General features: G+C 67.3%; 22 protein-coding genes, 1 tRNA gene and 1 pseudogene. 11 read left to right on the forward strand and 13 right to left on the reverse strand.

Annotated features, from left to right (window positions below):
* Positions 1-153 precede the first annotated feature (153 nt).
* Both D105_RS0112740 and D105_RS0112745 read left to right on the forward strand, forming a co-directional pair.
* Positions 154-414 (forward strand): type II toxin-antitoxin system Phd/YefM family antitoxin, encoded by a 261-nt coding sequence (locus D105_RS0112740; RefSeq protein WP_018866580.1) that lies wholly within the window; start codon positions 154-156, stop codon positions 412-414.
* Positions 407-670 carry a Txe/YoeB family addiction module toxin gene (locus D105_RS0112745; RefSeq protein WP_018866579.1) on the forward strand — a complete coding sequence of 88 codons (264 nt, stop codon included), beginning with the start codon at positions 407-409 and terminating at the stop codon, positions 668-670. The genes D105_RS0112740 and D105_RS0112745 overlap by 8 nt, the downstream gene beginning before the upstream one ends.
* Positions 671-771: 101 nt before the next feature.
* Here D105_RS0112745 and def read toward each other — a convergent pair whose 3' ends face one another.
* The 3 genes from def to D105_RS0112760 form a co-directional block, all read right to left on the reverse strand.
* Positions 772-1,323, reverse strand: a complete 552-nt coding sequence (gene def / locus D105_RS0112750) for a peptide deformylase (RefSeq protein WP_026280342.1) — start codon at positions 1,321-1,323, stop codon at positions 772-774.
* 65 nt (positions 1,324-1,388) lie between these two features.
* Positions 1,389-2,285 (reverse strand): nucleotidyl transferase AbiEii/AbiGii toxin family protein, encoded by an 897-nt coding sequence (locus tag D105_RS0112755; protein ID WP_196801067.1) that lies wholly within the window; start codon positions 2,283-2,285, stop codon positions 1,389-1,391.
* A 280-nt stretch (positions 2,286-2,565) separates the two neighbouring features.
* On the reverse strand, positions 2,566-3,165 hold the full coding sequence (locus tag D105_RS0112760; protein WP_018876727.1) for a type IV toxin-antitoxin system AbiEi family antitoxin domain-containing protein: 600 nt from the start codon (positions 3,163-3,165) through the stop codon (positions 2,566-2,568).
* Positions 3,166-3,530: 365 nt separating this feature from the next.
* On the opposite strand from D105_RS0112760, the pseudogene D105_RS15290 reads away from it, so the two are divergent.
* Positions 3,531-3,811: pseudogene (locus D105_RS15290) on the forward strand (type II toxin-antitoxin system YafQ family toxin).
* Position 3,812: 1 nt separating this feature from the next.
* Positions 3,813-4,073, forward strand: coding sequence for a helix-turn-helix domain-containing protein (locus D105_RS15295; protein WP_026280491.1), 261 nt, complete (start codon positions 3,813-3,815; stop codon positions 4,071-4,073).
* A gap of 130 nt (positions 4,074-4,203) precedes the next feature.
* Here D105_RS15295 and D105_RS0112775 read toward each other — a convergent pair.
* The 5 genes from D105_RS0112775 to moaC all read right to left on the reverse strand — a co-directional run bounded on the left by D105_RS0112775 (position 4,204) and on the right by moaC (position 8,415).
* Positions 4,204-4,279: transfer RNA gene (locus D105_RS0112775), tRNA-Phe, on the reverse strand.
* Between the two features lie 101 nt (positions 4,280-4,380).
* The gene (locus tag D105_RS0112780; RefSeq protein ID WP_018866575.1) at positions 4,381-4,656 is read right to left on the reverse strand and encodes an oxidative damage protection protein; all 276 of its coding nucleotides are present in this window, start codon (positions 4,654-4,656) and stop codon (positions 4,381-4,383) included.
* The gene (gene mutY / locus D105_RS0112785) at positions 4,640-5,698 is read right to left on the reverse strand and encodes an A/G-specific adenine glycosylase (protein ID WP_018878648.1); all 1,059 of its coding nucleotides are present in this window, start codon (positions 5,696-5,698) and stop codon (positions 4,640-4,642) included. Before mutY ends, D105_RS0112780 begins: the two co-directional genes overlap by 17 nt.
* A 51-nt stretch (positions 5,699-5,749) precedes the next feature.
* Positions 5,750-7,930: an AsmA family protein gene (locus D105_RS0112790; RefSeq protein ID WP_018878649.1), complete on the reverse strand. Its 2,181-nt coding sequence runs from the start codon at positions 7,928-7,930 to the stop codon at positions 5,750-5,752.
* Positions 7,927-8,415: a cyclic pyranopterin monophosphate synthase MoaC gene (gene moaC, locus D105_RS0112795; RefSeq protein ID WP_017940559.1), complete on the reverse strand. Its 489-nt coding sequence runs from the start codon at positions 8,413-8,415 to the stop codon at positions 7,927-7,929. The genes D105_RS0112790 and moaC overlap by 4 nt, the downstream gene beginning before the upstream one ends.
* A 45-nt stretch (positions 8,416-8,460) precedes the next feature.
* Between moaC and moaD the strand changes: the two genes are divergently transcribed.
* Positions 8,461-8,694 (forward strand): molybdopterin converting factor subunit 1, encoded by a 234-nt coding sequence (gene moaD / locus D105_RS0112800; RefSeq protein WP_018866572.1) that lies wholly within the window; start codon positions 8,461-8,463, stop codon positions 8,692-8,694.
* Between the two features lies 1 nt (position 8,695).
* Positions 8,696-9,133, forward strand: coding sequence for a molybdenum cofactor biosynthesis protein MoaE (locus D105_RS0112805; protein WP_018878650.1), 438 nt, complete (start codon positions 8,696-8,698; stop codon positions 9,131-9,133).
* Positions 9,134-9,450: 317 nt separating this feature from the next.
* Here D105_RS0112805 and D105_RS0112810 read toward each other — a convergent pair whose 3' ends face one another.
* The 5 genes from D105_RS0112810 to D105_RS0112830 all read right to left on the reverse strand — a co-directional run bounded on the left by D105_RS0112810 (position 9,451) and on the right by D105_RS0112830 (position 13,574).
* Complete coding sequence (locus tag D105_RS0112810) at positions 9,451-10,800, reverse strand: DegQ family serine endoprotease (protein WP_018878651.1); 1,350 nt, start codon at positions 10,798-10,800, stop codon at positions 9,451-9,453.
* Positions 10,801-10,828: 28 nt separating this feature from the next.
* A complete protein-coding gene (locus tag D105_RS0112815) occupies positions 10,829-11,749 on the reverse strand; it encodes a DnaJ C-terminal domain-containing protein (RefSeq protein ID WP_018878652.1) in 921 nt (306 codons plus the stop codon).
* A 216-nt stretch (positions 11,750-11,965) separates the two neighbouring features.
* Positions 11,966-12,397, reverse strand: coding sequence for an Hsp20/alpha crystallin family protein (locus D105_RS0112820; protein ID WP_018878653.1), 432 nt, complete (start codon positions 12,395-12,397; stop codon positions 11,966-11,968).
* An 88-nt stretch (positions 12,398-12,485) separates the two neighbouring features.
* Entirely contained in the window at positions 12,486-12,707 is a 222-nt protein-coding gene (locus D105_RS0112825; protein ID WP_018867690.1) for a DUF2835 family protein, read from the reverse strand.
* Between the two features lie 3 nt (positions 12,708-12,710).
* The gene (locus D105_RS0112830; protein ID WP_018878654.1) at positions 12,711-13,574 is read right to left on the reverse strand and encodes a YicC/YloC family endoribonuclease; all 864 of its coding nucleotides are present in this window, start codon (positions 13,572-13,574) and stop codon (positions 12,711-12,713) included.
* Positions 13,575-13,658: 84 nt separating this feature from the next.
* Between D105_RS0112830 and rph the strand changes: the two genes are divergently transcribed.
* From rph to D105_RS0112855, 5 genes are all read left to right on the forward strand, one after another.
* Positions 13,659-14,378: a ribonuclease PH gene (rph, locus tag D105_RS0112835; RefSeq protein ID WP_026280492.1), complete on the forward strand. Its 720-nt coding sequence runs from the start codon at positions 13,659-13,661 to the stop codon at positions 14,376-14,378.
* Between the two features lie 2 nt (positions 14,379-14,380).
* Positions 14,381-15,001: an RdgB/HAM1 family non-canonical purine NTP pyrophosphatase gene (gene rdgB / locus D105_RS0112840; protein WP_018878656.1), complete on the forward strand. Its 621-nt coding sequence runs from the start codon at positions 14,381-14,383 to the stop codon at positions 14,999-15,001.
* Positions 15,002-15,276: 275 nt separating this feature from the next.
* Positions 15,277-16,545 (forward strand): radical SAM family heme chaperone HemW, encoded by a 1,269-nt coding sequence (gene hemW / locus D105_RS0112845; protein ID WP_018878657.1) that lies wholly within the window; start codon positions 15,277-15,279, stop codon positions 16,543-16,545.
* Entirely contained in the window at positions 16,545-16,739 is a 195-nt protein-coding gene (locus tag D105_RS0112850; RefSeq protein ID WP_026280493.1) for a CPXCG motif-containing cysteine-rich protein, read from the forward strand. The genes hemW and D105_RS0112850 overlap by 1 nt, the downstream gene beginning before the upstream one ends.
* Positions 16,736-16,984: a transcriptional antiterminator, Rof gene (locus D105_RS0112855; RefSeq protein ID WP_018867684.1), complete on the forward strand. Its 249-nt coding sequence runs from the start codon at positions 16,736-16,738 to the stop codon at positions 16,982-16,984. Before D105_RS0112850 ends, D105_RS0112855 begins: the two co-directional genes overlap by 4 nt.
* Positions 16,985-17,468: the final 484 nt, after the last annotated feature.

The raw sequence follows: 17,468 nt of genomic DNA on the forward strand, positions 1-17,468 counted from the left end.
CCGCGCGGTGAACACGGGGTCCACCAGCGTCAGGCGAGTGGCTGTCAGGTAACCGGTATTTCACTCGGCGACGCGATAGCACAACCTGCACAGTTGGTTGTACATGTGGGCCGGCCGGCCTATACTTGTACAAGTCAAGGTACAGGAGGCGCCATGAAGATTGTTTCATTCACCGAGGCTCGCAACGGTCTCAAGGCCGTACTGGATGGGGTGGTCAACGATGCCGACACCACGGTGATTACGCGCCGTGATTCGGAGGATGCAGTGGTCATGTCACTTGATCACTACAACAGCCTGATGGAAACGGTGCATCTTTTGCGTTCCCCTGCCAATGCAGAGCACCTCAACAGGTCCATTACGCAATACAAGGCAGGAAAGGCGACCGAGCGTGCGTTGGTAGGTGGGGATGAGTAGTCGGTTGCTTTGCTGGACCGACGAAGCATGGACTGACTACCTCTACTGGCAACGTCAGGACAAGAAGACCCTGAAGCGGATCAACAAGTTGATAGAAGACGTGAGGCGGTCTCCATTTGAAGGCATTGGCAAGCCGGAAGCCCTCAAGGAGAACCTGGCGGGTTTCTGGTCGCGTCGGATTGATGACACCAATCGACTTGTGTATGCGGTGGAGGATTCGTCTATCACGATCATCTCCTGCCGATATCACTATTAAGTGCGAGGTCGACTACCGACGCATCCTGTATCGGCGATCGACGGTACCGTCCTAGTAGCCGGAGGAAGTCGGGCCCATTCGGATGGCCAGCAGGGGCGGGCTTACGTGGGCTTTGACGAGGGTGCCGCGTGGAACTCGCGGTATTCGTCGAGGAAGGCGAGGCGGGTGGTGTCGGTGACGCGGTCGATGAACAGGGTGCCATCGAGGTGGTCGATCTCGTGCTGGAAGACGGTGGCGAGGAACCCTTCGGGTTCCAGGTGGCGAGGCGTGCCGTCGGGCTCGTAGTAGTCCACGGCGATGTGGCGCGGCCGGGCAACCTCCCCGCGCAGCCCGGGTACGGACAGGCAGCCTTCCCAGTAGCGTTGCGGGGTTGGGTCCAGCACGGTCACGGTCGGGTTGACGAGGACCAAGCGGCCGGTCGGCACGGCTCCGGGGTAACGGGTATTGCCCGGCTGGATCTCGATCACGGCTACGCGTAGCGGAACGCCGATCTGGGCAGCAGCCAGGCCGAGGCCTTCGCTGGCGTGCATGGTATCGACGAGGTCGTCCACCAGGGCGTGCAGCCCAGGGCTGTCAAAGTCCGAGTCGGGTACCGGGTCGCAGACGCGACGCAGATCGGGGTGCCCCATGCGCAGAATACGGCGAATGCTCATGGAAACGATGGTGCCACGGCGCCGCATCTTCCGCTGCTGCGGGAGATGCGCGATGGAATCGCGTGTTAGCTGGAAGGCGTCCAGCCATGCCCGGCATGCCAGGTTTCCCGAAACACCGCACGTTGTTTGATCGCGCGCAGCGGACGCGACAGGAACGCTCGCAGATCCGTTACTACATCGGAAAGCGGGAGGTGTGCCAGGGTGTTTTTCTTCAGGAATGCCTGCCACTGGATCTGCTTCGATCGGTCCTGTGCGAAGTCGTCGCTCAGGCCGAACGGGGTACCTTCCGGCAGCGGTGTCATGCGGCGTTCGAATGTCGCGTGAATGGCCTGGTACAGAATTTCGCCTTCGAAATCGGCATAACGCGACAAGACCCAGAGATCGAAGTAATCCTTCATACGACTGTTGGCGATGCCAAGCGACACCAGGGCCTCCAGCTTTTCGGCGACAACGGTCGAGCGGGGATAGGCGCGAAGCCTGGGGGCAGGCATGTCGGGCAAGATCACCGGGAACTCGATGGCGTCGGGGCCTGGTGTCACGGCATCGCCAAAACCCACGTCGATCTGCGTGTGACAGCGCGCACCGTCCAGCAGCCCTATCAACGTGATCCGCACACCGGAGTAGCTGGCCTCCTTGCGAATCGCCTCCGCCCGTACCGAGTCGGCCTGAAAATGGATTCCATCGTCCTGCTCCACCGAACAGACATCCCGAAACACAGCCTCAAGATGTGGCAGCTCGGCTGACCCAAAGCCCAGGAGGTCGGCATCACGCGTCGGTCGGTGCGGGATGTCGAACCACAGATCGAACAGCAAGGCGCCCTTGAGAAGGAACTGGTCTGCATGGGAGGAGGTGCTCAGGCGATACAGGAACCGTTCAAGGGCATAGCGGGTTAGGGAAACCCTGATCCATGTACACGCTCGCGTTGGTGTCCCAGGTTTTCCGAGACAAGGCGCGGTGCGCAGCCGGTAGTGGCTCTACCCGCAAGCGGCGTAATGCAGGATCGGGGAACCTGGGGTGCCAACCCCGAGGGGCTCGGCCGCTTTTGCGCGGGAACGGCGTTGCGGCTCCCTTGTGCAGAATGACTGCACGGCAGTCGCCGCGCCTTGTTCGCACGCAAAAGCGACTCGAGCGCGAGCGTGTACATGGACCAGGGTTTCCCTGGTACGAGGTTGTAGTCCTGCTTGTGGTTTCGGGCGTTTTCGAGCAGCCGGGCACGCACCGAGGCAGCGGGGTTTTTGGGACTCACGTCAGGCTCTCCAGATAAGGGCGCATGACATTGCCGACCCGGCACAGCCTGGCAAACTGCCAGAGTTCGTCCATGCGCACCCGCTTCTCACTCCAGGCCTCGCGCAGGGCCTCCAGAGCGACATCCAGGCCAATCTTGTTGCGGTACTTGAAACAGTCCGCGACCGTCCTGGCAATACCGGTGACGCGCACCGGAACCCCTTCGATCAAGTATTCCTCGACGCCTTCGGCAAGAAGAGGATCGGAAAAGCGGACAATACGCAGGGCCGGGTAGTCGATCCGGGGAGCGCGGGCCTTGTTGGGGATGGCAAGCCAGACCTCGAATGGCGACTGGGTGGTGAGATTATGGAAACGCAATGCCGAGAGCAGGCACACCACCGCTCGCGGATGCTTGCGCGCGGTCTCGGCCAGCGCGGTGTGTTCCGAGACAGGACGGTCCGGCAGCGCATAGAGGCCGCGCGCAACCCGCGCGAGCATGCCCTGACGGACGAGACGCGTCAGCGCAACTCTTGGCAGGCCTAGTGGTTCCAGGTCGCGCGACCGGATCAGTCCGCGTTTGCGCGCGAGATCGAGGATGGCTTCTGCGCTATTGCCCATGCCGGCATGCTGTTCCGTTATGACGGTAGAAGTCAATCACTACCGACAAAAAGAAACACCCTGATTGTCCACGACCGCGAGCGACGGATACGGTGCGGCGTCGCAGATACGACGCAGATCACGGTATCCACGGGCAGGATACGGCGGACGCTCATGGGAAGGATGGTGCCACGAAGCCGAGGCTGACGTTGGTACGGGGATACCTGCCGGAGAGGAACGCTGAAACAGGACGTTGCCCAGATGGGGTTATCGGCTGTGCGATGAGGAAGACACCCATCTTTCTGGCTGCCGCCTAGCCGTACTCGGCGCCCGCGTCAGGAGTCCGACCTTGATATACCATATTCAGTATGCATACTCTATTTGGTATGTGGGAGATCTTTGAACACAAGAGGGTAGAAAAGAGCCTGGCGGCCGCCCCTCCAGAAGTTCAGAAGCGGTACGAAAAGTGGAAGGACATCGTCACCATCTCCGGTCCGCAGGGGTTGCGGCATATTCGGGGCTTCAACGACGAAGCCTTGTCCGGCAAGTGGAAAGGCTTCCGATCGTCTCGACTGAATATCCAGTACCGCGTCATTTACCGGGTGGAGAAAGACAAGGTGCTCGTTGAAGTCGAGAAGGTAACTCCCACGATTACGGGAGGGCGTGACATGAGTGATTATCGCAACGCAAACAAGAGGGTCGAGGTTTCGGTTGGCGAATCGGTCCGGATCCTGCGTGAGCTTCAGGAAATGAGCCAGAACGATCTGGCGAATGCCTCCGGGATCCCCCAGTCGACCATTTCGGCCATCGAGAATGACCGTGTACGTCTCGGTGTTGATCGTGCCAAGGTCCTGGCAAGGGCATTGCGCTGCCACCCCGCCGTACTCGTATTCCCGGGCTGGGATGTCGAGCATGAATCGGCCGCATAGCCATCAAGCCATTCGGGAACACGCAAAGTCAGCAGGGCACCAGGTCGCAGACGCGACGCAGTTCGGGCGGCCCATACGCAGACACGGCCAACGCTTATTGATGGGGAGGATGGTGCTACGGGAAAGATAATGGTGGCCGGGGACGGAATCGAACCGCCGACACGGGGATTTTCAATCCCCTGCTCTACCAACTGAGCTACCCGGCCATACTGCGGGGGGATTCGTCCTGCGGACGAAGGGCGGTATTAAAGCGGCCCGGCGCCGCCACGTCAAGCATGCCGGGCCGGTCGCCGCTGAAAAGCCCGGATCAGGAGGCGTTCGGGTCGACGAAGCCTTCCGGCTTCTCGGAGCCTTCGCCGAACAGGAACTTTTCCATTTCCTCTTCCAGGAACTTGCGCGCCTTGGGATCGACCGGGGTCAGGCGGTATTCGTTGATCAGCATGGTCTGGTGGCTCAGCCAGGCCTGCCAGGCTTCCTTGGACACGTTCAGGTAGATCTTCTTGCCCATCTCGCCGGGATAGGGCGGGAAGTCCAGGCCTTCGGCCTCTTGCCCGAGTTTTACGCAGTTAACGGTTCGTGCCATTGCCGGGATCCTTGTCGTCGTGCAGATAACGCTGGATGGGGGCCGGGATGCCGACCGCCCGTGATGTGCCGGGTTTATACCAAATCACCCTGTCGCCTTCCATGATCCCACACGCGCCAGCCGGGAGGTCGAAGGGGCGGATACGCAGATCCAGGCGGTAGTGGCTGAAGCTGTGCTGCAGGCCGTGATCGGTGGCGGCCGGCACGGCGCCGGGCCACTGGGCCAGCACCCAGTCCTCCAGGGCCTCGGGGGTTTCGGCCTCGGGCAGGCTGTAGAGCCCGCCCCAGATGCCGTCCTGCCCGCGCTGCACCAGGGCGATGCCCTCGGGCGCGCGCAGGCAGGCGGCCCAGCGGGTGCGGGTGGGCAGGTCGCGGCGTGGCCGGGGCGAGGGCAGCGTAGCGGTCAGGCCCTGCTGCGCGGCGCCACAGTCCTGATGGACGGGGCAGGCGTCGCAGTCGGGCCGGCTGCGGGTACAGAGCAGGGCGCCCAGGTCCATGATGGCCTGGGTGTAGTCGGCACAGCGCGTGGCCGGGGTGCGCGCCTCGGCCTCGGCCCACAGCTCGCGCTGGACGGCCGGGCTGCCGGGCCAGCCGTGGATCGCGGCGTGGCGCGCGACCACGCGCTTGGCATTGCCGTCCAGGATGGCCTCGGGGGCATCATGCGCCTGGGCGGTGATCGCGGCGGCGGTCGAGCGGCCGATCCCGGGCAACGCCTCCAGGCCCTCGCGGCGAGCGGGGAAGACACCCCCGTGCTCCTCGACCACCACCTGCGCGGCCCGGTGCAGGTTGCGCGCGCGGGCGTAGTAGCCAAGCCCCGACCACTGGTGCAGCACGGCATCCTGCGGCGCCGCCGCGAGGCTCTGCACGTCGGGGAAGCGCTCCATGAAGCGGAGGAAGTAGGGGACGACGGTCTCCACCCGGGTCTGCTGCAGCATGATCTCGGAGACCCACACCCGATACGGCGTGCGCGGGTGCTGCCACGGCAGATCCTGGCGGCCGTGGCGGTCGAACCAGGCCAGCAGTCGCTCGGCGAAGGCGTTCATGGAGGGGCCGGGCATGGCGGCGCCCGCCCGGGAGGCGGGCACCGGCGGTGATCAGCGACTGCGGAAGCGGTCCAGGAGCCGGTCGGACTCCTGCTCGATGCGCTCGCGGGCGCGCCCTTCTTCCTCGTCCAGGCGTTCGCGGACGCGTTCCTCTTCCTCGCGCACCCGCTCGCGGGCCTCGTCCTCGTAGCGACCGCGCAGGGCGTCCTCCAGGTCGAGACGGAAGTTCGGGTCGGTGAAGGTCCCGCTGATGCGGATGGGCAGGGTCACGCCGCGCAGGTCGTCCAGTTCACGGCCGCCCTGGCCTTCCAGCGTGCCTACCACTGTCGTGTTCACGCGGTAATCGAGGCTGTCGTCGTTAAGGTCCGCCTGGCCTTCTCCGCGCACCCGCAGCAGGGGCGAGCTGGCGGCGAGGTCGTCGTTGCGGACCACGCCGTCGCGAATGGTGAAGCTGCCGGCCAGTTCGCTGAAGTCGGTCTGGTTGGGCTCGTCCTCTTCCAGCTGTTCGCCGCGCAGCCGCGCCTCGGCGCGGCGGATGATCTGGGCCACGTTGATACCGCGCACCGCGCCGTCCTCGAAGCGCATGTTGCCGGAGCCGTTCAGGGCCCCTTTCAGCTCGCTCAGCAGCTCGCCGCGGGTGCTGATGTCCAGCTCCAGGTTGCCGGTACCCATCAACCGCGCGTCGTCGCCCTGGAAGTCCTCCAGCAGGGCGCCGATATCCAGGCCCTGCAGGTCGGCGGCCAGTTCGTAGCGCGGGGCATCGTGGCGGGCGTCCAGGCGCAGGCGGCTGGTCAGCTCGCCGTCGTAGGCGGCGGCGTTCAGCGGCTCGATGTTCCAGTCGCCCGCCTCGCCCCGGATCTGCAGTTCGATGTTGCGCAGGACCATGCCCATCACGTCCAGGCGGTCCAGCGCAGCGCGGCCGTCCACGTCGACGCTGCGCAGCGCCTCCAGCGGCAGTTCGATGGCGAGGTCCTCGTCGGCATCGCGTTCGCCGTTGCCGTTGTCGGTACGCGCCTCTTCCACCTCCGGCGGCAGGTAGCGGTCGAGGTTCAGGCGTTCGCCGGAGACATCGAAGGTGATCTTCGGGCGCTCACCGCGGCCATCCCAGCCGGCGGAGCCGCTCAGCATGGTGTCGTCCACGGTCACCAGGAACGGGGACATCTCCAGGGCCTGGAAGCTGCCGCTGGCCGAGAAATCGAACGCGACGCGCGCCAGCGCGTCGGGGTCGTTGGTCTGCGGCGCCTCCAGGCCCAGGTCGGTCAGCACGTCCTTCAGATTGACGGTGTTGGTACGCATCTCGGTGCGCACCTGCGGCACTTCGCCATCCAGATCGGACAGCTCGGCGAACCCGGTCAGACGCAGATCGGAAACCCCCAGCGTCAGGCGTTCGAAGCGCAGGGTCATGGCGTCGGCCATCTCCAGCCCCACGTCGCTCTCCAGCGTCATGCCGACGGCGCGCGGCAGGCCACCGCCATCCAGGCCCAGGGTCGCGTTCAGACGGCGCACGGAATAGCGCTCATTGAGCAGGTCGACGTTCATCAACCCGCCCAGATCAAGGGCTAGCTCCACCGGTTCGGCCAGGTCGCCGCCCTCGGCACGCACGACCGCCTCCAGATCAAGGCGCGTCTCGATACCCGGGCGGAAGCGCCCGACCTGCAGCTCGAACGGCTCCAGGGTCGCCTGCATGCCGGACTCGCGGTCATCCCAGTGCACGCGGGCGTTGGTCAGGGAGATCCCGGCCACGTCGATGCGCTGCAGGGCCAGACGGGTCTCGGTCTCGGTGCGCTCGTCGTCATCCGCGCCCACGGCCTCGTCGCGGGCGGCGCCGGCGTGATCCAGCAGGTCGTCCCAGTTGTTGCGGCCCTGTTCGTCGCGCGCCAGGTTCAGGCGCACACCGTCGGCCTCCACGCGCTGAACCTCCAGCTCGCGGCGCAGCAGTGGCATTACCGCGACCGCGACATCCACCACATCGACCTCGGCGAACGGCTCGTCGCCGAAGCCCTCGGCGTTGCCGAAGCGCACCTCTTCCAGGCGCAGCCCGAGGCTGGGGAACAGGGTCAGACCGATCGGCCCGGACAGGGTCAGTTCACGGCCGGTGGCCTCCTGCACCTCGGCCTCGATGCGCTCCTTGTAGTCATTGGCATCGAAGGTGACCAGCAGGTACGCGGCCACGATGATGGCCAGCAGGATCAGGACGGCAATCAGGCCCAGCAGGCGCTTGATCCATTTCATTCGGAATCTCCTTTCGGTTCGGCCCGCCAGGTGCCACTGCGGCCCCCGCGTTTCTCCAGCAGGCGAACACCATCAATTTGCATGCCGCGATCCACGGCCTTGCACATGTCATAGACCGTCAGCAGCGCGGTGGACACGGCGGTCAGCGCCTCCATCTCCACGCCAGTCTGCGCGTGCACCTCGCAGGTGGCCTGTACGCGCACGGCGGTGTCTTCCGTCTCCAGCTCCAGGGCCACCCGGGTCAGGCCGATCGGGTGGCACAGCGGGATCAGGTCGCCGGTCTTCTTGGCCCCCATGATGCCAGCCACCCGGGCAATGCCGAGGACGTCCCCTTTCGCATGGCGGCCTTCGCGGATGCGCTGCAGGGTATCCGGCTGCATATGGATGCGCCCCTCGGCGATCGCCACGCGGTGGGTGACGGACTTTTCGCCGACATCGACCATGTGCGCATGGCCTTCGGCATCGAAGTGAGTGAATTCGTTCATGATGGCTATAATGCTTGACTCGCAGCCATGTTTACAGGGGCCGGAATGACCGTACACGTTCACTATTTCGCGCGTCTGCGCGAGGAACTGGGCCGCCCGAACGAAGAGGCGGAACTCCCCGCCGGCGGCATGACCGTTGGCGGGCTGTGGCAGCACCTCCATCAGGAGGCCCCGCCGGAACGCCTGATGGCCGCGGTCAATCAGGAGCAGGCCAGCCTGGAGACCCCGGTGCGCGACGGTGACGAGGTGGCCTACTTCCCGCCGGTCACGGGGGGCTGAAGTGGCGGTCGAGATCTATCCCGAGGACTTCGACCCCTGGGCCCTGGTGGCGCGGGCCGAGCAGGCCATCCCGGCCAGCGCACGCGGCGCTGCCAGCGTGTTCGTCGGCCGCATGCGCGACTTCAACGAGGACGAGGACGTGACCGGGCTGTTCCTGGAGCACTACCCGGGAATGACCGAGCGCGAGCTGGAACGCATCGTCGCCGAGGCCGAGGCGCGCTGGCCGCTGCTGGGCTGCCATGTGGCCCACCGCGTGGGCGACGTGCGCCCGGGCGACGCCCTGGTGCTGGTGGCGACCTGGTCGGCCCACCGCGTGGCCGCCCGCGACGCCTGCAGCGACATCCTGGAACGCCTGAAGCACGAGGCCCCGTTCTGGAAGCGCGAAACCCTCACCGACGGCACCCAGCGCTGGGTGGAGAAGAACACCCCGGGTTTCTGAACCCCACCCCTGCAGGAGCCTGCTTGCAGGCGAATGCTCCTGCCCGTGTCCGGCTTTGGCAGGGGCTTCGCCTGCAAGCAGGCTCCTACAGGGGTGGGCCAGGGCCTCGGGATTCCCGCTCGCATACGTCCCTACACCCTCGTCAACCCGGCCGCGGCGGAGCGGAGAGCCGGGATGACGAGACATGGGGGTTGCGCGATGGAAGCATTCTTGTGGGAGCGGGCTTGCCCGCGAAGCCCCCGCCCGCGTCCGGCTTTGGCAGGAGCATTCGCGGGCAAGCCCGCTCCCACAAAAGCCCTCGCCGGTAGTGATCACACCTACCTCAGGGTGAGGTAGAGGGTCTGGTTGCCGCGGCGCAGCTGCAGCTCCAGGGTCTGGTGGGCGGCCAGTTGCTGCGGCAGGTCGGCCAGGCGCTCGATGCGCTGGCGGTTGATCGCCAGCAGCACGTCGCCGGGGCGCAGGCCGGCCCGCGCCCCGGCGGTGCCGGGCTCCACCGCGATGACCGCCACGCGGCTGCGACCGTCGTTTCCTGTGGTCTCGGACAGGCGTACGCCGTCGAGCCGCGGGTGGATGGCCGCCCCCTCGATGCGCCGCTCTTCCGGGCGATCCAGTCGCGCGACGATCTGCCGTTCCGTCCCGTCGCGCAGGATGTCCAGATCCACCTCGGACCCGGCGCGCAGCAGGCCCAGGCGGTTGCGCAGGTCGCTCGCGCTGCGCACCGTCTGGCCGTCCACCCGCAGGACGATGTCGCCGTGGGCCAGGCCGGCGCGCTCGGCGGCCGAGCCGCGCACCACGCGGGTGATCACGGCGCCCTGCGAGAGGTCCAGACCGAAGGCCTGGGCCAGCGCCGGGGTGAGGTCCTGCATCTCCACGCCCAGCGCGCCGCGCTCGACCCGACCTTCGGCCAGCAGGTGCTCCTGGATCTGGCTGGCCATGTTGGCGGGGATCGCGAAGCCGATGCCGATGTTGCCGCCGCCCCGCGCGAGGATGGCGGTGTTGATGCCGACCAGTTGGCCGCGCAGGTTGACCAGCGCCCCGCCGGAGTTGCCCGGGTTGATTGAGGCATCGGTCTGGATGAAGTCCTCGAAGCCGGCGCCACCCAGGCCGCTGCGGCCCAGGGCGCTGACGATGCCGCTGGTTACGGTCTGACCGAGGCCGAAGGGGTTGCCGATGGCGACCACGAAGTCGCCCACGCGCAGGGCGTCGGAGTCGGCCAGCGGGATCGCCTGCAGGTCCTCCGCGTCGATGCGGATCACGGCGACATCGGTGGCCGGGTCGGTGCCCACCACCTCGGCCTCGTACTGACGGCCATCAAAGAGCGTGACCAGGATGGTGTCGGCGCGGGCGATCACGTGGCTGTTGGTCAGGATGGTGCCAGCCCCGGCATCCACGATGACCCCGGAGCCCAGGCCCTGGCGCTCGCGTTCACGCGAACGCTCGGGGACATCGAAGAAACGGCGGAAGAAGGGATCGTCGAACAGCGGGCTGACCGATTCCACCACGCGGGCGCGGGTGGCGATATTGACCACGCCGGGGATGGTCCGCTCGAGCATCGGTGCCAGCGAGGGCAGCGGCTGGCCGTCCACCGCGGCCGGTAGCTGGGCGGTGGCCGGTGCGGCCCCGAACAGGGTCAGGGCCAGGATCAGGAGGGGAACAAGCCGACGCATGGGCGCTCCTCGAACGGGGTTCCGGTTATCAGGGCGCCAGGTTGGCGCGCGGGGCGAAGGACGACTTCTCGGCCATCTTGCGGTACCAGTCGCCGGCCTCTTCCTCCGGCGGCACCTGCACCATCAGCTTCAGGTAGAGATCCCCCGGCGGCTTGCCCGGCAGGCCCTTGCCCTTCAGGCGCATCTGCTTGCCCGACTGCGAGCCGGCCGGAACCTTCAGATTGACCCAGCCATGCGGCGTGGGGACCTCGATGGTCGCGCCCAGCGCGGCCTCCCAGGGCGTGATCGGGATCTCGCGGTAGAGATTGCGGCCGTCCAGGGTGTAGCGGCTGTCCGGCTTGACCCGGATCTCCAGCAGCAGGTCGCCGGCGCCGCCACTGCCGACCCCCGGGTCGCCCTGACCGCGCACGCGCAGGCGCGAGCCGTCCCGGGCCCCGGCGGGGATGCGTACACGCTGTACCCGGCCCTCGGCATCGTTGACCGACACCTCGGTGCCCTTGAGCGCCTGGTCCAGAGTGATCTCCACCCGGCCCTCGCGGTCGGCCCCGCGCATGTTGAAGCCGGCCCCGCCCGCACGGCGGCGACCACCGCCCATGCCGCCGCCACCAAAGATGGAGTCGAAGAAGTCCGAGAAGCCGCCGAAGTCGGCCCCGGCTCCGGCGCCCCCGCGGGCCCCGCCGTGCTGGCTCCAGCCGTCCCAGCCGGGCGGCGGGCGGAAGTCCTGGCCCTGGCGCCAGTTGGAGCCGAGCTGGTCGTAGGCCTTGCGCTTTTCCGGATCGCCCAGGGCCTCGTACGCCTCGTTGACCTCCTTGATGCGGGTCTCGGCGTCCGGGTCCTTGCTGACATCCGGGTGGTACTTGCGCGCCAGCTTGCGGTAGGCCTTCTTGATCTCGTCCTGGCTGGCGTCGCGGCTCACACCGAGGATCTTGTAGTAATCCTTGAATTCCATTGCGTTCCTCGAGCGGTTGCGGCTTCCTCGGGTGACACCCGGATCCCGCCACATGATAGCCGGGATGCGGCTGTCACCCCGGGAGACACGGGCCGCAGAACTAGATCCCTGTCTCCCAAGGCTTAAAAAGACGAGGCGCTACCGCGGGTGGCACCCGGGGCAGCGCCCGTGGCTGCGCACGCCGCGGGGATCCGCGGCGTGCGACGGGAGGCCGGATCAGCTCTCGATCTGGATCCGGCGCGGCTGCACGCGGGCCTGCTTCGGAATGCGGACTTCCAGCACGCCATTCTCGCTGCGCGCGGAGATGTTGTCGGCGTCCGCCGTGTCCGGCAGCGAGAAGCGGCGGAAGAAACTGCCACGCACGCGCTCGATGCGCTTGTAGCCGTTCTTCTCCTCTTCGCTGTCGTGCTTGCGCTCGCCGCGCAGGGTCAGTACGCCGTTCTCCATGTGCAGCTCGATATCCTTCGGGTCCACCCCGGGGATGTCGGCATGCAGCACGTAGGCATCGGTCTCTTCGCGGATATCCACCGCGGGGGCCCAGTCGGAGGTCGCGGCGGAGTCCTCGGTGCCGGGCATGTCCGGCATGCGACCGAGTTCACGCGACAGTTGGCCGAGCAGGCTGAACGGTTCGTAACGGGTCATGGTCATGGCGTTCCCTCCTTGTGCGGGTGTCATCTGACTCACCCATAGAGGTAGGGACACATCCCGCGTTTTCAAGGGCCTGGAGTCATGCCCGTTACGCGAGACGGCGAAACTCGCGCAGCTTGTAGTCGTCATCGGTGACCAGCTCGAACACGCCGTGTACGCCGCGCTGATCCAGGTGGCTGCGCAGCAGCCGGGCGGGGAATTGCACGCTCTCGCCGCTGTCGGCCTGGGCGAAGACCACCGCGGCGCGCCCCGTGTAGTAGTCCTCCATCTCCTGGCGCGAGATGGCGAGACGCAGGCGGAACCGGCGCATCGGCTATTCCAGGTTCTGCACCTGCTCGCGCAGCTGCTCGATCAGGACCTTCATCTCCACGGTGGCGCGGGTGATCTCCAGGTCATGCGACTTGGACGAGATGGTGTTGGCCTCGCGGTTGAACTCCTGCATCAGGAAGTCGAGCCGCCGCCCGCTGGGTCCACCCTGGTCCAGAATCTCGTGCACGGCGGCCACATGACCGTCGATGCGGTCCAGCTCCTCGGCGATGTCCATGCGCTGGGCCAGCAGGGCCACCTCCTGCTCAAGCCGCTTGGGATCCAGGTTCAGGTCCAGTTCGTGGATGCGGGCAAGGATGCGGCCGCGCTGCTCGTCCAGCATCGGCTCGCGCCGCGCGCGAATCGTCCCGGCGTGTTCCGCCAGGGCGTCCAGGCGCGAGCGCATGCCGTCGGCCAGGGCCGCGCCCTCGGTCGTGCGCATCGTGACCAGGGCCTCCAGCGCGCTGTCGAAGCCCGCCAGCAGGGGCTGCGCGAGGCTCTCGCCGACATCGGCGTTGCCCTGGAGCACCCCCGGCCAGCGCAGGACGTCCAGCGGCGAGACCGGCGCCGGGTTCGGCAGCATGCGCTCGATGGAGGCGCAGGCCCCGATCAGCGCCCGGACGCGCTCGTGATCGAAGGCCTCCGGGGCGTTGTCGGCCTGGCCACGGTCGCGCAAGACCGCATCCACCTTGCCGCGCGCCAGGCGGGCCTTCAGGCGGCTGCGCACCTCGGCCTCCAGCGAACGCAGGTGATCGGGCAGGTGGACGCGCAGCTCGAGATAGCGGTGGTTGACGCTCTTCAGTTCCCAGTCGAACACGCCCGCGTCCAGGCTCATCGCGTGCCGGGAAAATCCGGTCATACTGGTGATCATGCGTCCCTCCATGGTGATCCCTGCTGCGTGTGGCGGTGGCGGCCCGTATACTGCGCCCCACTCAAATCTAGCAAGGATCACAGCATGCGACCCAGTGGCCGAACAGCCGACGCAATGCGCCCCGTGCGTTTTACCCGCCATTTCACCCGCCACGCGGAGGGTTCCGTACTGGTGGAGTTTGGCGATACCCGCGTGCTGTGCAACGCCACGGTGGAGTCGCGCGTGCCGCCGTGGCTGAAGAACAAGGGCCGCGGCTGGGTCACCGCCGAATACAGCATGCTGCCGCGTTCCACCCATGACCGCATGGTGCGCGAGGCCGCGCGCGGAAAGCTGGGCGGCCGCACCATGGAGATCCAGCGCCTGATCGGCCGCTCGCTGCGCGCGGTGGTGGACCTGGAGGCCCTGGGCGAGCGCCAGATCATTGTCGACTGCGACGTGATCCAGGCCGACGGCGGCACCCGTACCGCCTCGATCAGCGGGGCCTATGTCGCGCTGTACGACGCCATCCGCAAGGCGCGCGAACAGGGCCTGGTCCGCAAGGACCCGCTGCACGGTCAGGTGGCGGCGATCTCGGTGGGCATCTTCGGCGGCGAGCCGGTGCTGGACCTGGATTACGACGAGGACTCGCAGGCCGAGACCGACCTCAACCTGGTGATGAACGAGGCCGGCGGCGTGATCGAGATCCAGGGCACGGCCGAGGGCCACGCCTTCCGCCGCGACGAGCTGGACCAGATGCTGGACCTGGGCGAGAAGGGCATCCAGGAGATCTGCGAGGCCCAGCGCGCCGTGCTGGCCGAGGGCTGATCATGGGCGATCCGCGCCGCGTCGTCCTGGCCACCGGCAACCCCGGCAAGCTGCGCGAGATCCGCGCCCTGCTGGAACCGCTGGGGCTGGCGGTCGAGGCACAGTCCGAACACGCCGTGCCCGAGGCCGACGAGACCGGCCTGACGTTCGTGGAGAACGCGATCCTCAAGGCGCGCAACGCCGCCCGCCACACCGGACTGCCGGCGATCGCCGACGACTCCGGGCTGGAGGTCGATGCCCTGCACGGCCAGCCGGGGATCTACTCCGCGCGCTATGCCGGCCCCGATGGCGACGACGCGGCCAATAACGCCAAGCTGCTGGAGGCACTGGCCGGCGTCCCGCCGGAACAGCGCGGCGCACGGTTCCGCGCGGTCGTGGTGTACCTGGAGCATGCCGAGGATCCGGCGCCGATCATCGCCCAGGGGGTGTGGCCCGGGCGCATCGCGGAACAGGCCAGCGGCGCCGAGGGCTTTGGCTACGACCCCCTGTTCTTCGTGCCTCAGGAGGGCTGCACCTCGGCCGAGCTGCCCCCGGAGACCAAGAACCGCCTGAGCCATCGCGGTCAGGCCCTGCAAGAACTCGGGAGCGCCCTGCGCGAGCGCATGGGCAACCCGCCGGCCTGACAACCCACGCCGTCCGGCACCGGGGCCACCCGGAGAGATCGCCACGGCGCTGCGCGCCTCGTGATGACGGGGACTTCCCGTCGTTGCGAGGCTCCACAGGGGCCGTGGCAACCTCCCGACGACACCCCGGCGCATGTTCGGACCCGCGTCGGGCCAGGCCGGGAAGATCGCCACGCGCCTGCGGCGCTCGCGATGACTGTGCTTCCTGCCCCCGTCATCGCGAGGCGCGCAGCGCTGTGGCGGTCGGCAGGGGGCCACCGGCGCGCAAGGCCGCAATGGCGGGACTGGGTCCTTTCGACGCCACCCGCCCCCTCGCCTATGCTTCGCACATGACTGCCGCGCTGACCCATCCGCCGCCCCTGGCGCTGTATGTGCACCTGCCCTGGTGCGTGCGCAAGTGCCCGTACTGCGACTTCAACTCGCACGAGCCGCGCGGCGAGCCGCCCTTCGATGACTACGTGGACGCGCTGCTGCGCGACCTGGAAGGCCAGCTGCCGGATATCTGGGGCCGGCGGCTGGAGAGCGTCTTCATTGGCGGCGGCACCCCCAGCCTGTTCCCGCCGGAGGCGCTGGATGCTCTGCTTTCCGGCCTGCGCGCCCGGCTGCCGCTGCGACCGGACTGCGAGGTGACGCTGGAGGCCAACCCCGGGACCGCCGACCGCGCCTACTTCCGCGGCTACCGCGAGGCGGGGGTCAACCGGCTGTCGCTGGGCATCCAGAGCTTCGACGACGCGATGCTCGCGCGCCTGGGGCGCATTCACGGTGCGACGGAGGCCCTGAGCGCGGTGGAGCATGCCCGTGCCGCCGGCTTCGAGGCGATCAACCTGGACCTGATGTTCGGTCTGCCGGGGCAGTCGGTCGCGGCCGGGATCGCGGATCTGCAGGCGGCGATCGAGCAGGACCCGGGACATATCTCCTGGTATCAACTGACCCTGGAACCGAACACCCTGTTCGCGGCGCGCCCGCCCGAGCTGCCGGAGGATGCGACGATCGAGGAATTGTTTGCCCGCGGCCAGTCCCATCTGACGGCGGCTGGCTATACTCGATACGAGGTATCCGCCTATGCACGTCCGGGGCAGGAATGTCGGCACAACCGCAACTACTGGACCTTCGGCGATTACCTCGGCATCGGGGCCGGGGCCCACGGCAAGCTGACGCAGGTCCATCAGGGCGCGATCCTGCGCCGCATGAAGCCGCGCCAGCCCGAGGCCTGGCTGGCCGAGCCGCAGGCGCACAAGGATCAGGCCGTGGACACGGCGGAGCGGCCTTTCGAGTTCCTGCTGAACGCGCTGCGGCTGGTGGAGGGTGTGCCGGCGGCGAGCTTCGAGGCGCGCTGCGGCCTGCCACTGGCGATGCTGGAACCCGCACTTTCGGAACTGCGCGCGGACGGGCTGCTGGTCGCGGATCCGGAACGGCTGCAGGCCACGGAACGGGGCCTGGCGTTTCTCAACAACGTGCTGGAACGTTTTCTTCCGGAAGGGACGCCGCAGGACTCGGTTGCCACGCCGATCGCCTGGCCCGCAGGCCGGGAGGAGGGTCGATGATGCGTCCCGTCGAGTTTGTCGGTTTTGCCTGCCCCTGGTGCGGCGAGCCCGGCGAGACCACGGTGGACATGGTCAGTAACGACCGCGAGTGGATCGAGGACTGCGCGGTGTGCTGTGCCCCGATCGTGTTCCGCCGCGAGGATGCCGGCGACGAGGAGGTCCCGCGCATCGAGGCCCGACGGGAGGGCGAGTGAGCGAAGCGCCGCCCTATACCCCGATTGCCTGCGAGCGCTACTCCGAGCTGGAGCTGGCGATCGTGCGCGGGCAGTTTCTGCGCACGCACTGGCGGCGCGGCGAGATGGACCGGATCGCGATCGTGCGCCCGCTGGACCTGCGCACCCGGCGCGGTGCCGAATACCTGATCCTGCGCGACACCGCGGGCCGCCGGCAGTGGTGGCGCCTGGACCGCCTGATCAGCTTCGAACCCGTCTCGGGCTGAACACCAAAAGGCAACCTACAGGAAGGCATAAAGACGGGAAGAACGGATCAAAATGGGCCTGTAACAGCCTCCGACGATGGGCCGACCCATGAGGCCTCGGCCCTGCCCGGATACCCCTGAAACCTTCTGTTCTTCGAACCTTCCTGTAAACCGCCCTTGCCTTTCGAGGCAGAGGCGGCCACGGCGGGGCGCAGCGTGGGAAACACTGATTAATGTGCCCGCTCGCGTTGGCACCCCAGGTTTTCCGAGACAAGGCGCGGTGCGTAGCCGGTAGTGGTTCTACCGGCAAGGGCCGCAACGCAGGATCGGGGAACCTGGGGTGCCAACCCCACATATCATTGAAAGCAGGGGCTCGGCCGCCCGTTGTTATCAAAAACGGGCGCGCGCACGGCGTTGCGGCTCCCTTGTGCAGAGTGACTGCACGGCAGTCACCGCGCCTTGTTCGCACGCAAAAGCGACTCGAGCGCGAGCGGGCACATTAATC

Source organism: Thioalkalivibrio sp. ALE28, assembly GCF_000377425.1.
In the GTDB taxonomy this organism is placed as follows: domain Bacteria; phylum Pseudomonadota; class Gammaproteobacteria; order Ectothiorhodospirales; family Ectothiorhodospiraceae; genus Thioalkalivibrio.

What these genes read in the sequence shown, in the direction of transcription:
- hemW (WP_018878657.1), top strand. Translation starts at nt 15,277, where the DNA reads ATGGCGGGACTGGGTCCTTTCGACGCCACCCGCCCCCTCGCCTATGCT.
- def (WP_026280342.1), bottom strand. Translation starts at nt 1,323, where the DNA reads ATGAGCATTCGCCGTATTCTGCGCATGGGGCACCCCGATCTGCGTCGC.
- D105_RS0112810 (WP_018878651.1), bottom strand. Translation starts at nt 10,800, where the DNA reads ATGCGTCGGCTTGTTCCCCTCCTGATCCTGGCCCTGACCCTGTTCGGG.
- D105_RS0112820 (WP_018878653.1), bottom strand. Translation starts at nt 12,397, where the DNA reads ATGACCATGACCCGTTACGAACCGTTCAGCCTGCTCGGCCAACTGTCG.
- D105_RS0112760 (WP_018876727.1), bottom strand. Translation starts at nt 3,165, where the DNA reads ATGGGCAATAGCGCAGAAGCCATCCTCGATCTCGCGCGCAAACGCGGA.
- moaC (WP_017940559.1), bottom strand. Translation starts at nt 8,415, where the DNA reads ATGAACGAATTCACTCACTTCGATGCCGAAGGCCATGCGCACATGGTC.
- D105_RS0112815 (WP_018878652.1), bottom strand. Translation starts at nt 11,749, where the DNA reads ATGGAATTCAAGGATTACTACAAGATCCTCGGTGTGAGCCGCGACGCC.
- D105_RS0112850 (WP_026280493.1), top strand. Translation starts at nt 16,545, where the DNA reads ATGCGTCCCGTCGAGTTTGTCGGTTTTGCCTGCCCCTGGTGCGGCGAG.
- mutY (WP_018878648.1), bottom strand. Translation starts at nt 5,698, where the DNA reads ATGAACGCCTTCGCCGAGCGACTGCTGGCCTGGTTCGACCGCCACGGC.
- D105_RS15295 (WP_026280491.1), top strand. Translation starts at nt 3,813, where the DNA reads ATGAGTGATTATCGCAACGCAAACAAGAGGGTCGAGGTTTCGGTTGGC.
- D105_RS0112790 (WP_018878649.1), bottom strand. Translation starts at nt 7,930, where the DNA reads ATGAAATGGATCAAGCGCCTGCTGGGCCTGATTGCCGTCCTGATCCTG.
- D105_RS0112740 (WP_018866580.1), top strand. Translation starts at nt 154, where the DNA reads ATGAAGATTGTTTCATTCACCGAGGCTCGCAACGGTCTCAAGGCCGTA.
- moaD (WP_018866572.1), top strand. Translation starts at nt 8,461, where the DNA reads ATGACCGTACACGTTCACTATTTCGCGCGTCTGCGCGAGGAACTGGGC.
- D105_RS0112830 (WP_018878654.1), bottom strand. Translation starts at nt 13,574, where the DNA reads ATGATCACCAGTATGACCGGATTTTCCCGGCACGCGATGAGCCTGGAC.
- D105_RS0112780 (WP_018866575.1), bottom strand. Translation starts at nt 4,656, where the DNA reads ATGGCACGAACCGTTAACTGCGTAAAACTCGGGCAAGAGGCCGAAGGC.
- rph (WP_026280492.1), top strand. Translation starts at nt 13,659, where the DNA reads ATGCGACCCAGTGGCCGAACAGCCGACGCAATGCGCCCCGTGCGTTTT.
- D105_RS0112745 (WP_018866579.1), top strand. Translation starts at nt 407, where the DNA reads ATGAGTAGTCGGTTGCTTTGCTGGACCGACGAAGCATGGACTGACTAC.
- rdgB (WP_018878656.1), top strand. Translation starts at nt 14,381, where the DNA reads ATGGGCGATCCGCGCCGCGTCGTCCTGGCCACCGGCAACCCCGGCAAG.
- D105_RS0112825 (WP_018867690.1), bottom strand. Translation starts at nt 12,707, where the DNA reads ATGCGCCGGTTCCGCCTGCGTCTCGCCATCTCGCGCCAGGAGATGGAG.